This is a genomic window from Methylobacterium sp. AC690 (assembly GCF_979256535.1).
In genome coordinates this window covers 158,078-174,155 of the sequence record NZ_CEEDOX010000010.1, presented here as the reverse complement: position 1 = coordinate 174,155, position 16,078 = coordinate 158,078, and the positions used below count along the sequence as shown (strand labels likewise).

Genomic DNA, 16,078 nt, shown 5'->3' with positions numbered 1-16,078 from the left:
TCAGTCGTCGTAGTCCATCATGCCGGAGGCGGCGTGGCCGCCCTCCATCAGGATCTCGCGCTTGCCGGCATGGTTGGCCGGGCCGACGATGCCCTCGATCTCCATCCGCTCCATGATGGAGGCGGCGCGGTTGTAGCCGATCTGCAGGCGGCGCTGGATGTAGGAGGTCGAGGCCTTGCGGTCCCGCATCACCACCTGCACCGCCTGGTCGTAGAGCTCGGCGCCGGGATCGATGCCGCCGCTGCCCGCATAGGCCCCCGCATCGAAGATCGGGGCGTCGATGTCATCGATCTCGGTGGCCTGGGCCTTCTCGGCCCGGTCGGCCTTGTCGGCCTTCGAGCCCTTGGCGGGCTTCTCGTCGCCGCTGCCGTCGTCGGCCGTGACGGCCTCGAGGTAGGAGGGCCGGCCCTGGCGCTTGAGGTGGGCGACCACGCTCTCGACCTCCGAGTCGGAGCAGAACGGCCCGTGCACGCGCGTCGTGCGCCCGCCGCCGGCCATGAACAGCATGTCGCCCTGGCCCAGCAGCTGCTCGGCGCCCATCTCGCCCAGGATCGTGCGGCTGTCGATCTTGCTCGTCACCTGGAAGGAGATCCGGGTCGGGAAGTTGGCCTTGATCGTGCCCGTGATCACGTCGACCGAGGGACGCTGGGTCGCCATGATCAGGTGGATGCCGGCCGCGCGCGCCATCTGCGCCAGGCGCTGGATCGCGCCCTCGATGTCCTTGCCCGCCACCATCATCAGGTCGGCCATCTCGTCGACCACGATCACGATGTAGGGCAGCGCCGAGAGGTCCATCTCCTCCGTCTCGTAGACGGCCTGGCCGGTCTCGCGGTTGAAGCCGGTATGGACCTCGCGGGTGATCACCTCGCCCTTGGCCCGGGCCTCCGCCATGCGCGCGTTGTAGCCGTCGATGTTGCGCACGGCGATCTTGGACATCTTCTTGTAGCGCTCCTCCATCTCGCGCACGGCCCACTTGAGGGCGATGACCGCCTTCTTCGGGTCGATGACGACGGGGGAGAGCAGGTGCGGGATGCCGTCATAGACGGAGAGCTCCAGCATCTTGGGGTCGACCATGATCAGGCGGCACTCTTCCGGCTTCATCCGGTAGAGCAGCGACAGGATCATGGTGTTGATGGCCACCGACTTGCCCGAGCCCGTGGTGCCCGCCACCAGCAGGTGGGGCATCTTGGCCAGATCGGCGATGATCGGCTCGCCGCCGATGTTCTTGCCGAGACACAGGGCGAGCTTGTGCTTGCTCATCCCGAAATCGGCCGAGGCGAGGAGCTCGCGCAGGTAGACGGTCTCGCGGGTGTCGTTGGGCAGCTCGATGCCGATGACGTTGCGGCCGGGGACGACGGCGACGCGGGCGGAGACCGCCGACATCGAGCGGGCGATGTCGTCCGAGAGCGAGATCACGCGGCTCGACTTGGTGCCGGGCGCCGGCTCCAGCTCGTAGAGGGTGACGACCGGGCCGGGGCGCACCGCCAGGATGTCGCCGCGCACGCCGAAATCCTGGACCGTCTGCTGCAGGTTGAGGGCGTTCTGCTCCAGCACGTCGGCATCGACCTCCTCGGTGCCGGTGGCCGGCGGCTCGGCCAGGAGGTCGAGGGCGGGGTGCTCGTAGTCGGCGTTCTCCACGAAGGACATCGGCACGTGCCGGCCGGCCGGGATGAGCAGCGGGCGCTCGGGCAGGATCGCGCGCGGCATGTGCACGGCCGGAACCTCCGGCGCGGCGACGGCCTCCGCCTCGGGGGCAGGCGCCCCGGCCTCGACCGCGAGGGCTTCCTCAACCGCGAGGGCCTCCTCGACCGGGTCGGTCGACGCGACCGCCTCGCTCGACGCCACGGGCGCGGAGACCTCGATCTCGGGCTCGGGGGCGGACAGGCCCTTGGGGTTGCGCAGCAGCACCGGACGCGTCGGGATCGGGGTCGGCACGAAGGCGGGCTCGGCCGCCCGGGGCGCCGCCGGCACAAGGGCCGGCATGCCTGAAGCCGGGACGCCGGAAGCCGGGACAAAGGGAGCCGGGACGCCGGGAGCCGGGACGAAGGGCGCGACGGGCACGAACTGCATCGCCCCCGGCAGGGCAGGGGAGGGGGCCGGGTGCGGAGCCACGGCCATCGCGGCGGCCACCGGGGCCGGGGCCGCCATCGGCGCAGCGGCCTCGGCGCCGACGGGGGCGGCCGGACGGCCGGCGCGGATCGCCGCGCGGGCCGCCATGGCGTGGAGGGGAGCCGGACGGGCCGGCGCGGCCCCCGGAACCGCATTGTCCTGGCCCTCGACCGGGCACGGCGGGCCGAAGGTCTCGAACCGCACGAGGTGTTCCAGGCGGTAGCCGGCCCGGGCCGGGGCCGTCTCGGCGGTCATGGACGCATCGGCCGGGGCAGGGGCCTCGGACGCGATCACCGCCTCGACGACGTCGAAGGCCGAGAGCGTGGGCGTGTTGATCTCGGGGGTGTCGATCGCGGACACCGGCAGCGGCGCGGGCTCGGCCTGGATCGCCGACCAGGCGTCGAGGGCCGCGCCGTCGCGCCCGTCGAACCAGGCATGGACCTCGGACCAGTCCGGCACGTCCGACCAGTCGCGATCGTCGGGGATCACGGCCGCCTCGACGGGCACGATGCTTCCGGAGGCGGTCTCGGCCAAGCCGGTCTCGGCCAGGGTGGTCTCGGCCAAGCTGGTCTCGGCCAAGCCGGTCTCGACCAAGCCGGTCTCGGCGTGAGACGGTTCGGCCGGAGACATCTCGGCCGAGACGGCCTCGACGGGCGCGGGCTCCGGCGCGAGCGCGGCGGGCGCCTCCGCGTTGGGGCGGCCCTGGCGACGGTCGGGGCTGCGGAAGAAGCGCACGCCGGGAGGGGCGACGAAGGGCTGGCGCCACAGGGGCTCGGGCACCTGGGCGGCCAGGGCCTCGGCCTCGGCCTGCGCCGCGAGGGCGGCCTGCGCCCGCGCCTCGGCCTCGAGCCGGAGCGCCTCCTCCTCGGCCTGGAGGCGCAGGGCCTCCGCCTCGGCCTCCGCATGGGCCTGGGCGCGGGCGGCGCGCTCGGCATCCAGCGCCCGCTGGCGGCGCTCGTGCAGCACCGGGTCGGGGGTGCGGGTGTAGCGCACGGCCGGGCCGGCCGGCTCCGCCGCGACGGAGGCCGGGGCCTCGCCCGCCTCGGGCATGATCGCGGAAGGGCGGCGCGGGGTCCGGATCAGGACGCGGGGCGCGGGGGCGTCGGCCTCCATCAGGCCGTCATCGAACCCGGCCGTGGGGGCGGCGCGGCGCGGGATCATGTCGAGGGTGGCGCGGTCGTCGAAGACCTGGGCGGGCCAGGCCTGGATCGCGGGGGCGGGCCGGAAGGCGAGGCCGACCTCGTTGCGGCCGACCAGGGCCTGCGGGCTCGTCATCCAGCTCGGAGCCGGGCGGGTGGCCGCCACCGTGTAGTCCGGCCGCTGCGGCGGGCCGGCGAGGCGACGGGACAGGGTCGCCCGCAGATTCATCAACCGGTGCGCCAGGGCGCCGATCGACAGGCCGAGGCGGTCGCCGCCGCGAACGGGGCGCGAAGGATCACGATGGGAGTAGGGGAGCCGTCCCGATGCGCGCATGATTGGCCGGATGTACTCAAAACGGGTCCGCCGCCGGGAGCGGCGCGGTTCAGCGCTGAGTTAGGGGCATCGTCGTTAACAGACGCTTGATCCGACCCCGCGACCGTGGCCCGATCGCCTCGACCCAGGCGCTTAAAACCGCGCCCGCCGGCCCCGGAGCCCCCTGGCCCCTGCCCTTCGCTTGCCCTTAAGCCTTTCGCTGGAGGCGGATGGCCACAGGCGTTAAGGTGCGGCGCGACCAGCCCGGAGCCCCGCCCCTTGCCCAGTCCCTCGGCGACCACCCCCGCCCCGGCCGATCCCGGCTTCCGCTCCCTCTACCGGCACGGCTTCGCCCGGGTCGCCGCCTGCACCACCCGCAGCCACCCGGCCGACCCGGCCCGCAACGCGGAAGGCATCCTCGCCCTCGCCCGCTCGTGCGATCGCGCCGGGGCCGCCGTGGCGGTGTTCCCGGAGCTCTGCGTCTCGGCCTATGCCATCGAGGACCTGTTCCTGCAGGTGACGGTGCTGGAGGCCGTGGAGGCGGCGGTGGCGCGCCTCGTGGCGGATTCGGCCGCGCTCCAGCCCGTCCTCGTCGTCGGCGCGCCCCTGCGCTGGGGCCACCGGCTCTACAACTGCGCCCTGGCCATCCACCGCGGCCGGCTCCTCGGGGTGGTGCCGAAAAGCTTCCTGCCGACCTACCGGGAGTTCTACGAGAAGCGCCACTTCGCCTCCGGCGCCGGGATCGCGGGCGAGACCATCCGGGTCGCCGGCCTGGAGGCGCCCTTCGGCACCGACCTGCTGTTCGCCGCCGCGGACGTGCCGAACCTGGTGCTCGGCCTCGAGGTCTGCGAGGACCTCTGGGTGCCCGCCTCCCCCGGCACCGACGCGGCGCTGGCCGGCGCCACCGTGCTCGCCAACCTGTCGGGCAGCCCAATCACGGTGGGCCGGGCGGAATCCCGGGCGATGCTGTCGCGGGCCGCCTCGATGCGCTGCCTCTGCGCCTACGTCTACGCCGCCGCCGGCACCGGCGAATCCACCACCGACCTGTCCTGGGACGGGCAGACCAGCATCGACGAGAACGGGGAGCGCCTCGCCGAGGGGCCGCGGTTCTCCTCCGAGCCCGTGATGACCCTGGCCGACATCGATCTCGGCCGCCTCGCCCAGGAGCGGCTCCAGATGGGCAGCTTCGACGATTCGGGCCGGGCCGTGCCCCGCGGGCCCACCTATCGCCGGGTGGCCTTCCGGCTCGATCCGCCGGCGGCCGACCTCGGGCTGAAGCGCGCGGTCGAGCGCTTCCCCTTCGTGCCCGCCGATCCGGCCCGCCTCGCCCAGGATTGCTACGAGGCCTACAACATCCAGGTGGCGGGCCTCGCCCAGCGCCTGGAGGCGACGGGGACGAAGAAGGTCGTCATCGGCGTCTCGGGCGGCCTCGATTCGACCCACGCCCTCATCGTGGTGGCCAAGGCGCTCGACCGCCTCGGCCTGCCCCGGTCGAACATCCTGGCCTACACCCTGCCGGGCTTCGCCACCTCGGAGGGCACCAAGGCCAACGCCCACGCGCTGATGGAGGCGCTCGGCACCACCGCCCGCGAGATCGACATCCGCGAGGCCGCCACCGTGATGCTCAAGGGGATGGACCACCCGTTCGGGCGCGGCGAGCCGGTCTACGACGTCAGCTTCGAGAACGTGCAGGCGGGCCTGCGCACGGACTACCTGTTCCGGCTCGCCAACCAGAACGGCGCTCTCGTTATCGGCACGGGCGACCTGTCGGAACTGGCCCTCGGCTGGTGCACCTACGGCGTCGGCGACCAGATGAGCCATTACGGCGTCAATGCCGGCGTGCCCAAGACCCTGATCCAGCACCTGATCCGCTGGGTCATCGCCTCGGGCCAGTTCGCGCCGGATGTCGGCGTCACCCTGCGGGCGATCCTCGACACCGAGATCTCGCCCGAACTGGTGCCGGTGGAAGCGGGCGCGGCGCCGCAGAGCACCCAAGGGGTGATCGGCCCCTACGCGCTGCAGGATTTCAACCTGTTCTACACCCTGCGCTACGGCTTCCCGCCCTCCAAGATCGCCTTCCTGGCCCTGCATGCCTGGGGCGACGCGGGCGCCGGCTCCTGGCCGCCGGACTTCCCCGACTCCGAGCGCGGCGCCTACGACCTGGGAGAGATCCGGCGCTGGCTCGCGGTCTTCCTGAAGCGGTTCTTCGGCTTCAGCCAGTTCAAGCGCTCCGCCCTGCCCAACGGACCCAAGGTCTCGGCCGGGGGCTCCCTGTCTCCGCGCGGCGACTGGCGCGCGCCCTCCGATGGAAGCGCCGCGCCCTGGCTCGAAGACCTGGCCCGTAACGTTCCGGAGACCTGATCGACACAGTGCTGTCCGATTGCCTGCTTAGGGCGTAGCTTGGGTGGGCGAATCGGAGGTTGACCGATGCAGAATTACAACGTTTTCTGCCTCAGGAGCGTCGAGGGCCTGTGCTGCGCCGTGCCGGAGAGCCGCGCCGTGCCGCCCTTCCTCGGGAACGACCGCTGGGCCTTCGGCGGCAAGCTCGAGGCGGCCGGCGACGCCCCCGCCGATTTCGACGACCGCGCGGCCGAGACCGCCGTACGCTTCAACGGCTTCTACCTGTTCCAGACCATGGACAGCCGCTTCCACTGACCCGATGGGCAAACGCGGCGTCAGGTCCGACGCCGGGCGCGCCGTCGCGCCGCGCGGCGATCATTCCTTAAGGGCCCCCGTGCCAGGGTGCCCGCCGTGTGACGCGGAGTCGGAGACCGACCCAGGGTGGAGCAGCACGGCATGTCGGAGCATCGCAGGGAGTCGCGCCTGAGGACCTTCCTCAAGGGCCGGATCATCTTCAACAAGGGTGCCTCGACCATGGACTGCCTGGTCCGGGACCTGTCCGCCTCCGGCGCCCGGCTCGCCCTGACCGAGACCACGACGCTGCCCGAGAGCTTCGACCTCTACATTCCGCAGAAGGACCGGACCTACCGCGCCACCCTGTGCTGGCGCCGGGCGGACGGCATCGGCATCACCTTCGTGGACGAGGCCGCGCCGGCGCCGGTCCCCGTGCCCGTCCCCGCCGCGGCGGCTCCGCCCCCGGCGGACGAGGCCGCCGCGATGCTCGCCCTGGTGCGCCGGATCAGCGAACTCGAGGCCGAGAACGCCGCCCTGCGCCGGCTCCTCGCCAACCCGCCGGTGAGCGGCGCCGCCTGATTCAGCCGGCCGCGAGGGCGGCCCGGATGCGGGCGGCGTGCTCCGCCAGGACCGCCCGGTCCGCCATGCCGCCGGTGTGGCGCTGAAGCGGCACGCCCTCGAAGCGCGGCACGATGTGGACGTGCAGGTGGAACACCGTCTGCCCCCCCGCCGGCTCGTTGTACTGGAACACCGTCAGCCCCTCGGCCGCGAAGGCCGCCTTCACCGCCCGGGCGACGCGCTGCACCGTCCTGGCCAGGGCCGCGAGAGAATCCGGGTCGGCGTCGAGGAGGCCGCGGGCCGGAGCCTTGGGGATCACCAGGGTGTGGCCGTCCCCCTGGGGCATCACGTCCATGAAGGCGAGGGTGTCGGCATCCTCGTAGACCCGCTCGGCGGGGATCTCCCCGCGCAGGATCTTGGCGAAGATGTTGTCGGGATCGTAGGCGGGCGTTGGGCGCGTCTCGGTCAAGGCAGCCGGCTCCGGGTCTGGGGCGTGCGTTTCGGCGCGCACGATGCACATGCCGACGCGCCGCGTCCACCGTCCCGGGCGCCTCCGGGCCGGCCCCTCGCCGCCGCGTAGCGCCGCGACGGGACCGCGCCGGCCCGCCCTTGACCTTCCCACGATGGGAAGCCCCATCTGAGGCAAACGCCGCGCCGCTCACCCCGGCGCACCCCGGCATGGACCGGCCGCGCACCGATTCGGACGCGCCGTCCACGCCCCGGACCGCATCCCGTGGCGGCAGGCCTCGCCACCGGATCCGCACGGAGTTTCCGATGTCCAACCCCACCCAGACGACGCACCCGACCGGCACCCGGACCGCCATCCTGTTCCGCATGGTGATGCCGGAGCACACCTGTCCCTACGGCCTGAAGGCCAAGGACCTCCTGGAGCGCCGGGGCTTCACGGTCGAGGACCATTGGCTGACGACCCGCGCGGAGACCGACCGCTTCAAGGACGAGCAGGGGGTCAAGAGCACGCCGCAGACCTTCATCGACGGCCGGCGGGTCGGCGGGTTCGACGACCTGCAGCGGCATTTCGGACAGACCGTCCCCGACCCGGACGCGACCCGCTACACGCCGGTCGTGGCGGTGTTCGCGATGACGGCGCTGATGGGGCTGGCGGCGAGCTACGCCGTGTTCGGCACGCCCTTCACGGCCCGGGCGGTGGAGTGGTTCATCGCCTTCAGCATGTGCGTGCTCGCGATCCTGAAGCTGCAGGACGTGGAGACGTTCTCGTCGATGTTCCTGGGCTACGATCTCCTGGCCCGGCGCTGGGTGCGCTACGCCTACGCCTATCCGTTCCTCGAAGGCCTGGCGGGCATCCTGATGGTCGCCGGAGCCTGGAACGGGATCTCGATCCCGGTGGCCCTCTTCATCGGTAGCATCGGCGCCGTCTCCGTGTTCAAGGCGGTGTACCTCGACCGGCGCGAGATCAAGTGTGCCTGCGTCGGCGGATCGGGCAAGGTGCCCCTCGGCTTCGTCTCGCTCACCGAGAACCTGATGATGGTGGGCATGGCCCTCTGGATGCTCACCCGAGCGATGTGACCCGCGGGCCGAACGAAGGGGTTCCGGGGAGCGGCGAGCGCCAGCACGAACGCGGCGCCCCGATCATCCGGACGGGGCGAGCGGAGGGGCGAACCTTCCGGGCGCCCCGTGCGTTGCCTGCGCTTTGCCCCCCACCGGTGACGCTTGGCCGGACGCGCGGCCCGCAGCGGCGCCCGTCGGGACCGCGCCGTCCGCCCCAGAAGCCCGAGAGATCCGTCCCGCATGGCCCACGAGAGCACCAGCGCCATCTATACCGCGGCCGGGGCCAACCTCGCCATCGCGGCGGCCAAGTTCGTCGGCGCCTTCCTCACCGGCAGCTCGGCGATGCTGGCCGAGGGCGTCCACTCGGTGGTCGACACCACCAACCAGATCCTGCTCCTCATCGGCATGAAGCGGTCCCGGCGTCCGGCCACGGCGAAGCACCCGTTCGGCTACGGCCGCGAGGTGTACTTCTACGCCTTCATCGTCGCGCTGTTCATCTTCCTGGGCGGCGGCGCCTTCGCGGTCTACGAGGGCATCCACAAGCTCCAGCATCCCGAGCCCTCGGCGGACGCCGTGGTCTGGGGCTACCCCGTCTCGGGCTTCTGGGTGAACGTGGCGATCCTGGGCTTCTCGGTGATGGCCGAGGGCTATTCCTGCTTCGTGGCCATGAAGGCGTTCTGGGCGGAGAAGGGCCAGCGGCCGCCGCTCGCCGCCATCCGCCGGAGCAAGGACCCGGCCCTGTTCACCGTGCTGGCCGAGGACGTGGCCGCCCTGATGGGCCTCGTGGTGGCGCTGGCCGGCGTGATCCTGGCCCGGCTCCTCGACATGCCCGCCCTCGACGGCTGGTCCTCCATCGGCATCGGCGTGATCCTGATCGGGATGGCGGCCTTCCTGATGATCGAGACCCACGGCCTCCTGATCGGCGAGGCCGCCGATCCGGAGCTCGTGGCGGCGATTCGCGCCGTGGTGCGCGACGAGGCGGGCGTCCACCACGTCAACACCGTGCTGACCCAGCATCTCGGCCCGTCCGACGTCCTGGTGAACATCAGCCTCGACATGGACGACGACCTCAGCGCCGGTGAGATCGAGGCGATGGTCGCCCGGGTCGAGACCCGGCTGAAGGCGCACAGCCCCGACGTGACGCGGGTGTTCATCGAGGTCCAGGCCCGGGCGACGACGGCTCCGGACGCCCTCGGCGCCGCCCCGGCCTCGGCCAACGCCTGACGCGGACCGTCAGCCGCCGTCCGGACGGGTCTACCGCGATCAGTGCCCGGATCTGCGTGGCGCGGATCTCGATCGAGAAGGGCCTGGTCACCACCGCCATGCCGGGGGCGAGCAGGCCGTGGTTGCGGACGGCGTCCTCGGCAGCGCCGGTGATGAACCGCACCGTCAGGCCCGGGCGCAGCGCGGCTTGCAGCACCGGGAGGCCGGACGCCCTGTCGCCGGCCTCGACGGGGGTGCAGCCGAGGTCCTCGAGGAGGTCGTGCACCCGCATCCGCCCTTGAGGCTGGCGTACCGGTCCGGGTCGTAGACCGTCGCGCTGGCGCAAACCCGCATGGCCTCCAATCGCGGGCTGCGTACCGCCCGATCGTCCGACATCACCGGCCCGAACGTCGGCGCCCGGCCCGTCGATCAGCCCCAGCTCTTTCCGACGGCATGCCGGACGGCATCGGAGATCACCGTGTCGAACGCGACCATGTCCCGCGCGGCATCGACCGATCGCAGCAGGGTCGCGAGCGACAGGACGTCCTCCGAAGGCTTCGGATGCGACATCTCGATGGGGGCAACCCCCAGGCGGTCGAGGAGCGCGGTATAATACTCGTTGGTATAGTCGCTGTGCCCCACGACCTTGATCCGCGAGATGATCTCCATGGCGACGATGGAGTTGCCGGGCCCGAACGGGTCACTGGGCGAGCGTGTTCCGAACTGCCGGCAGAGCGGGTTGTAGAGGAAGCGGTAGCACGGCTCGGGCAGCATCCGCAGGAAGCGCTTGATGTTTCGGCCGTTCGACAGATCGTACTCCGCCGCGAAGCGGACGGATTCCAGGAGCGCGCCCAGGCGCCAGTTTTGCGCGGGATCGTCCGCGACCGCCTTCTTCGCCTGAAGCCACCGCATGCGGGCGGCCATCTCCACGAAGGGGTCCTGCACCAAGACGCCGCTGACGCAGTTGTCGTCCTGGAAGAACACCTCGTAACGCGGAAAGATCACGGCCCCCGTGATGAGCGACGACGTCAGCCAGGGGCCCTGCATGATGCTCTGCACGACCTCTTCCGAGAGCCGGTCGACGTTGAAGTAGCTGTACTGGAAGAGGTCGAACAGGTTCTGCTCGACGAAGGTGTTCTTCTGCACGGTCGTGGTGATGTTGATCAGCTTCGCCGGCAGGAAAACCTTCTCGCGAAGGGACCGGAAAATCAGAATGTTCGTGTCGGCATCGAAGATTTCGATCCGATTCGCGGAGAAGAGTTCCGGCAACTCATTCTCGGTGATCATGTAGACGCATTGACCGGTCGAGTGCCAGCCATGCGCGCGAATGTTATCGTCCGTGATCCAGGCCGACAGCTCCAAGGTCCGGCGCCCGTCGACGGAGACGAAGACTTTGCTGATCGCGCGCGGATTGTCGGGCGCCAGCCAGAAGTGTATCCCTCCGCTCACTTCCTTGTTGACGAAAAATCTCATCGTTGGGTCCTAAGGAACACCTGCGCGGATCGCCCGACCGGCAGGCCTGACACAAGCCTGGATTGAGGAAGACACGGCGACGTCGAAACGCCGCGCAGCGGACCGTCGCGCCGCACTGGATGCCTGGGCTCGCCCGTCCGATCGATCAAGGGGCCCGGGTCCCGGGTCCCGCGGCAAAAACAGCCATCCCGCTCGGAAGATCCGCACCTCGACTCGCCCATGCCGACACCGGGGCTTGGATCACGGCCGGGCCCGAACCCTGACCCCACCCGTGCGCGCCCGGGTGCGGGGCCTGGGACCGGAAGGCGGATCAGGAACCCCTGCCGTCGTTTCGCATCCCCCCGGCCCCGTGAACGGACCCGCCGCCGGACGGCCCCCCGACCCACCTCGGCATCGAGGGCCGCGTTCTCGCACACCCTGGATTCTCTCGTCCAGCGCCTTCGGGTCTCAGGGAAAAATCCGGTCTGCCGAGCGCGCCCTTCGCGCGGGGTGTGCACGCGCACGGCCCCGTAGAGCTTGCGGCTCCGCAGGGGAGGGCGCGGCGGACGCCCCGCTCAGGCGAGTTCGAGCTCGAGGGCGACGTCGGTCAGGTAGTAGGCGATGCGGCGGCGCGCCTCCGGATCGGCGCAGGCGACGCTGAAGCCGACGGTGAGGGTCTGGCCCGCGTAGCGACGCAGGACCGATTCCGCCATCAGGGCGGCCTCCCGCTCGGCCATCGCGGTCAGGACGCGGCGCCCGTCGCGGGTCTCCAGGGTCACGCGGTAGGTCTGGGCGTTCATCATGGATCAGTCCCTGCGCGTGGGAACGGTGACATCGACCGGATCCGCGCACGGTCCTAGCAACGGCGGAGACGGCAAGACCGATCCCCATCGAGCGATCCACGGCGCGGCAAACGGTGATGCAAGGTTCGAACCTGCGGCCCCGCCCCCGGTTCACGACATCTCGATCCCGTGAAGACGGGGCGGCGCCAGGCGCCGAGACGGACGGGCCGGGCAACACGCCGCCTCGGAGGCCGCGCTGATGCCCGACGCTCCGGCCCTCGCCAGCATCGCCCCCGCCCGGGTCCAGCCCGAGGGAGGGGCAGCCTCGCATAAGGCGCGGCTTCGCGCCGGTGGCGCCCCGGGGATGACGGCTCAGGCGGCCGTCGCCCCGCGCGCCTCCATCCCGAGGGAGCCGACCAGGAAGGCCCGGGCCCGACTGACGCGGCTCTTCATGGTGCCGACCTGACAGCCGATCAGCGCGGCGGCGGCCTCGTAGGTCATCCCCTGGGCCGCCACGAGCACCAGCGCCTCCCGCTGGGCGGGCGGCAGCTTGCCGAGATGCTGCCAGACCCGGCGCAGGTCGCTGCTCGCCTCCTGCGCGGCCGGCGCCACCACCTTCGCGGCGAAGGCACCGTCCGCATCCTCGACCTCGCGCTTCCGCTTGCGGCACTCGGTGTAGAACTGGTTGCGCAGGATGGTGCAGAGCCAGGCCTTGAGGTTGCTGCCGGGCTCGAAGCGGTGCCGGTTCGCCCAGGCCTTCAGCAGCGTCTCCTGCACGAGGTCGTCGGCCGCGTTCGGCGCGACGGCGAGCGACAGGGCGAAGGCGCGCAGGCCGGGCAGGGCGTCAAGCAGTCCGGCGCGGAAGTCCGCGGCGGCGGGCGGATGGACCTCCAGCCGGGCGATCAGGTCGAGCAAGGCCGTCGGAGGCGCCTCGGCCAGAACCGTGGCGTAGAAGGCCTTCAGCTCGGATCCGAGATGCAGCCGCACCCCCTCGGGCATGGCCCGGACTGGAGCCGCAGCGTCTGCCTCCCCGTTCGCCGCTGCCGATCGCCCCGTGCCTGCAGTCATGCCGTATCCCCACCTCCCCGGATCGCACCGCAAGCCGGGACGATCCGGCAACTCGGTCGGGAGTTTCTGGCATACCAAGGCTGAACGTCGGCTAACGAACTCTTCACCCGATCGTCACCTGCCCGGGCCGGACGGGCCGGTATCGGGGCCGGGACGGCCGCCTGGTCCCGCCGGTCGGCCGGCTGTTCGCGCTCCGATGCCTGTCGGGTCAAGCGGTTCCGGGGCCTGTCGGATTGGGCCAGGACTTTCCTAACCTTGGCCACGGATCGCGCCCACCGGGCTGGGGATGACGCCGACGGGTCCGGCGCATTCCGGCCGGCGGGACGGCGCGGGGCCCGACGCGGCCGGTCCGAACGCCCCGTCGCCGAGCCTCCGCCCCGAGTCTCCGCTGCCGAGCCTCCGCCGCGGCGGCTGGCCCTTCAGGAGGCGGGCGCCGGCTCCGCCAGGGCGGCCGCGACGGCGGCCTCCAGGGCCTCCGGCTTGGTGGAGGGTGCGTAGCGGGCGATCACCCGGCCATCGCGCCCGACGAGGAACTTGGTGAAGTTCCACTTGATAGCGCGGCTGCCGAGGAGGCCGGGCTTCGCCTGCGTCAGGTGCGCGAAGACCGGGTCGGCCGCGGGGCCGTTCACCGCGACCTTGGCGAGGACCGGGAAGCTGACATCGTAGGTCAGGCTGCAGAACCGGGCGATCTCGGCCGCATCCCCCGGCTCCTGGGCGCCGAACTGGTTGCAGGGAAAGCCCAGCACCACGAGCCCGTCCGTCCGGTGCTTCTGCGCCAGGGCCTCCAGCCCGGCATATTGCGGCGTGAACCCGCATTTCGAGGCGGTGTTGACGATCAGGATCACCTGCCCCCGGTGCTGGGCCAGGGGGTAGGGCGCCCCGTCGGCCGCCCTCGGAATCAGGTCGTGCAGGCTGTTCATGGACATCGACCGTGCGGCGTGCGGAAGGGGCCCTCTCCTAAGACCCCGCCGCCCCGGTTCGCAAGCGCCGCCGGGATGTCGCGGATCGTCCCGGCCGCCGGCATTCCCGCTGCACCGGTGTGTGCCGATGCGGCGATCCACGCCCTCGAGGACGCCCGGACTCCTCGCCCGCACGCGCTCAGTCGCCGTTCAGGCCTCAACACCACACCTTTCGATTGCAGAGAGATCGGAATCACCCGTATGACGACAGCGGCGACGACAGCGGCGCAGCCCTCGTCCGCCGAGGCGGGGCGCGGCGCATCGACGACGGGCGGGCGTCCGGAAACCGCCGCCTCCAGGGCGGCGGGCGCGGCGGCGGCGGTCGATCCGAGCGCGGCCGCGCAGCGGCAGATCGCCCAGAGGGGCACGGGGGCCGCCGGTCGTGTCCGGTCCCTCGATGAAATCGTCCAGGCGCGCACGAAGGCCCTGGCCGGTACGCTGACGGAGCGCCTGACCCGTCTCGGGGTACCGCAGGACGAGCCCATCGTGCTGCGCCTCGACGATCTCGGCCAGGTCAAAACCGACAGCCCCTACCGGGAGGGCATCGAGACGCTGTTCCGTGAGACTCCCGAGCTGAGACAGGCGTTCCGGGACGTCGCTGCACGCAACGTCATGAAGGCGGCCCAAACGGCCTTTGAGGCCTTCGCCGCCGAGGCGAAGGCGGCCCGGGACGACGCGGCGCGATCTGCGGCCTCCGGGCGCTACACAACCCGGCTGATGACCTCGCAGGCGTTGGCGGGGACGATGACGCTGAGTGACGGCGACCTGCACGCGGCGAGCGTGGCGTTCATGGACGCCGCCGTGGGCGACGTGGCTCCGGCCCGGGCCAGCCGGCGGGCCGAACAGGTCGCCGCGAAGCGGGTGGCGCTGACGGCCTGAGCCATCGGCCGGCCGGGGAAACCCGGACCCCCTTCGGGGTCAGCGAGCCGGAGCCGGTCCGGCGCCGGCCCGCGGATCCGCATCGGCGCGCGATTCACCCTCCTGGAGGCGGTGCGGGCCCTCATCGGGCTCGTCGCGCGCAGTCCGTGCGGGGACCCGCCGGGTCCTGCCGGCGGATCCTGCCGGCGGACATGGTCACCATCCGGCCCGACCACGCCCCGCGATTCCGGCTGGAACCGCGGGTGTGATCCCGGCGGTCCGCTCCTCAGGCTGCGGTACGCCGCTCCACGAGGCGGGCGAGGAAGGCCGAGCCGAGGGGAATGATGCTGTCGTCGAAGTCGAAGCTCGCATTGTGCAGGCCGGGGCCGGGCGTCGAGCCGATCCACGCATAGGCGCCGGGCACCCGCGCGACCATGTCGGCGAAATCCTCGCTGCCCATGCGCGGCTTCGACTGGTCGTCGACGCCCTCGGGGCCGAACAGCTCGCGGGCGACGTCGGCGGCGGCGGCGGCGTGCTGGGGGCTGTTCATCAGCACCGAGAACACGTCGCGGATGTCGACGTCGATGTTGGCGCCGTAGGCCGTCGCGATACCCGCGGCGATCTCCCGGATGCGGGTGGTGACGAGGGTGCGCAGGTCCGCGTCGAAGGTCCGCACCGTGCCGGTGATGTGCGCGCCCTCCGGGATGACGTTGTAGGCGGCGCCCGCGTGGAACTGCGTCACCGACAGGACCGCGCTCTTGAGCGGGTCGGCGTTGCGCGAGACGATCGACTGCAGCGCCTGGACCAGGGTGGAGCCCACCACGATGGGGTCGATGCCTTGCTGCGGCTGGGCCGCGTGGGCGCCGCGCCCGGTGATGCGGATGTCGAAGAAGTCCGCCGCCGCCATGGCCGGGCCGGGGCGCAGCTTGATCTTGCCGTGCGGGCCGTTGGGCTGGTTGTGGATGGCGTAGATCTCGTCGCAGGGGAATTTTTCGAACAGGCCGTCGGCGATCATCGCGCGGGCGCCGCCCTGGCCCTCCTCGGCCGGCTGGAACACGAACAGGGCGGTGCCGTCGAAGTCCCGGGTCTCGGCGAGGTAGCGCGCGGCGCCGAGCAGCATCGTGGTGTGGCCGTCATGGCCGCAGGCGTGCATCTTGCCCGGCACCGTCGAGCGGTAGGGCAGGTTGGTCTCCTCCTCGATCGGCAGGGCGTCCATGTCGGCGCGCAGGCCGATGCGCCGGCCGGAGCCGGTGCGGCCCTCGAGCACGCCCACCACCCCGGTGCCGCCGATGCCGCGATGGACGGCGATGCCGTAGCGGGCCAGCTCCGCGGCGACGATGCCGGAGGTGCGGACCTCCTCGAAGCCGAGTTCGGGATGGGCGTGGAAGTCGCGGCGGATCGCCACGAGATCGTCGGCGAAGGTCTTGATGCGGTCGATGGGGCTCACGGATCGTCCTTGGGCTCTCGCGCCTCTCG

13 protein-coding genes are annotated in these 16,078 nt (G+C 71.8%); 6 read left to right on the top strand and 7 right to left on the bottom strand.

What is annotated here, in order from left to right; genetic code table 11:
- Positions 1 to 3,582: a DNA translocase FtsK gene (locus tag AC0IY1_RS13645; protein WP_471770175.1), complete on the bottom strand. Its 3,582-nt coding sequence runs from the start codon at positions 3,580 to 3,582 to the stop codon at positions 1 to 3.
- 258 nt (positions 3,583 to 3,840) lie between these two features.
- On the opposite strand from AC0IY1_RS13645, the gene AC0IY1_RS13640 reads away from it, so the two are divergent.
- The 3 genes from AC0IY1_RS13640 to AC0IY1_RS13630 all read left to right on the top strand — a co-directional run bounded on the left by AC0IY1_RS13640 (position 3,841) and on the right by AC0IY1_RS13630 (position 6,774).
- Complete coding sequence (locus AC0IY1_RS13640; protein WP_471770174.1) at positions 3,841 to 5,922, top strand: NAD(+) synthase; 2,082 nt, start codon at positions 3,841 to 3,843, stop codon at positions 5,920 to 5,922.
- A gap of 66 nt (positions 5,923 to 5,988) precedes the next feature.
- Complete coding sequence (locus AC0IY1_RS13635; protein ID WP_055950842.1) at positions 5,989 to 6,216, top strand: hypothetical protein; 228 nt, start codon at positions 5,989 to 5,991, stop codon at positions 6,214 to 6,216.
- Positions 6,217 to 6,357: 141 nt separating this feature from the next.
- Positions 6,358 to 6,774 carry a PilZ domain-containing protein gene (locus tag AC0IY1_RS13630; protein ID WP_055950844.1) on the top strand — a complete coding sequence of 139 codons (417 nt, stop codon included), beginning with the start codon at positions 6,358 to 6,360 and terminating at the stop codon, positions 6,772 to 6,774.
- A gap of 1 nt (position 6,775) precedes the next feature.
- On the opposite strand, the gene AC0IY1_RS13625 is transcribed toward AC0IY1_RS13630, so the two are convergent.
- Positions 6,776 to 7,222, bottom strand: a complete 447-nt coding sequence (locus AC0IY1_RS13625) for an HIT family protein (RefSeq protein WP_055950847.1) — start codon at positions 7,220 to 7,222, stop codon at positions 6,776 to 6,778.
- A 305-nt stretch (positions 7,223 to 7,527) separates the two neighbouring features.
- Here AC0IY1_RS13625 and AC0IY1_RS13620 point away from each other — a divergent pair, with 305 nt between their 5' ends.
- Both AC0IY1_RS13620 and AC0IY1_RS13615 read left to right on the top strand, forming a co-directional pair.
- Entirely contained in the window at positions 7,528 to 8,298 is a 771-nt protein-coding gene (locus AC0IY1_RS13620; protein WP_055950849.1) for a glutaredoxin family protein, read from the top strand.
- 222 nt (positions 8,299 to 8,520) lie between these two features.
- Positions 8,521 to 9,504 carry a cation diffusion facilitator family transporter gene (locus AC0IY1_RS13615; protein WP_055950852.1) on the top strand — a complete coding sequence of 328 codons (984 nt, stop codon included), beginning with the start codon at positions 8,521 to 8,523 and terminating at the stop codon, positions 9,502 to 9,504.
- Positions 9,505 to 9,912: 408 nt separating this feature from the next.
- Here the strand turns inward: AC0IY1_RS13615 and AC0IY1_RS13610 are convergent, their stop codons facing one another.
- From AC0IY1_RS13610 to AC0IY1_RS13595, 4 genes are all read right to left on the bottom strand, one after another.
- Complete coding sequence (locus AC0IY1_RS13610; RefSeq protein ID WP_471770171.1) at positions 9,913 to 10,956, bottom strand: hypothetical protein; 1,044 nt, start codon at positions 10,954 to 10,956, stop codon at positions 9,913 to 9,915.
- Between the two features lie 554 nt (positions 10,957 to 11,510).
- Positions 11,511 to 11,738: a hypothetical protein gene (locus AC0IY1_RS13605; protein WP_055950858.1), complete on the bottom strand. Its 228-nt coding sequence runs from the start codon at positions 11,736 to 11,738 to the stop codon at positions 11,511 to 11,513.
- Positions 11,739 to 12,089: 351 nt separating this feature from the next.
- A complete protein-coding gene (locus tag AC0IY1_RS13600; RefSeq protein ID WP_471770169.1) occupies positions 12,090 to 12,785 on the bottom strand; it encodes a sigma-70 family RNA polymerase sigma factor in 696 nt (231 codons plus the stop codon).
- 419 nt (positions 12,786 to 13,204) lie between these two features.
- Positions 13,205 to 13,705, bottom strand: a complete 501-nt coding sequence (locus AC0IY1_RS13595) for a glutathione peroxidase (protein ID WP_103709475.1) — start codon at positions 13,703 to 13,705, stop codon at positions 13,205 to 13,207.
- 240 nt (positions 13,706 to 13,945) lie between these two features.
- On the opposite strand from AC0IY1_RS13595, the gene AC0IY1_RS13590 reads away from it, so the two are divergent.
- The gene (locus AC0IY1_RS13590; protein ID WP_471770167.1) at positions 13,946 to 14,623 is read left to right on the top strand and encodes a hypothetical protein; all 678 of its coding nucleotides are present in this window, start codon (positions 13,946 to 13,948) and stop codon (positions 14,621 to 14,623) included.
- 265 nt (positions 14,624 to 14,888) lie between these two features.
- On the opposite strand, the gene AC0IY1_RS13585 is transcribed toward AC0IY1_RS13590, so the two are convergent.
- Positions 14,889 to 16,049, bottom strand: a complete 1,161-nt coding sequence (locus tag AC0IY1_RS13585) for a M20 aminoacylase family protein (RefSeq protein ID WP_471770165.1) — start codon at positions 16,047 to 16,049, stop codon at positions 14,889 to 14,891.
- Positions 16,050 to 16,078: the final 29 nt, after the last annotated feature.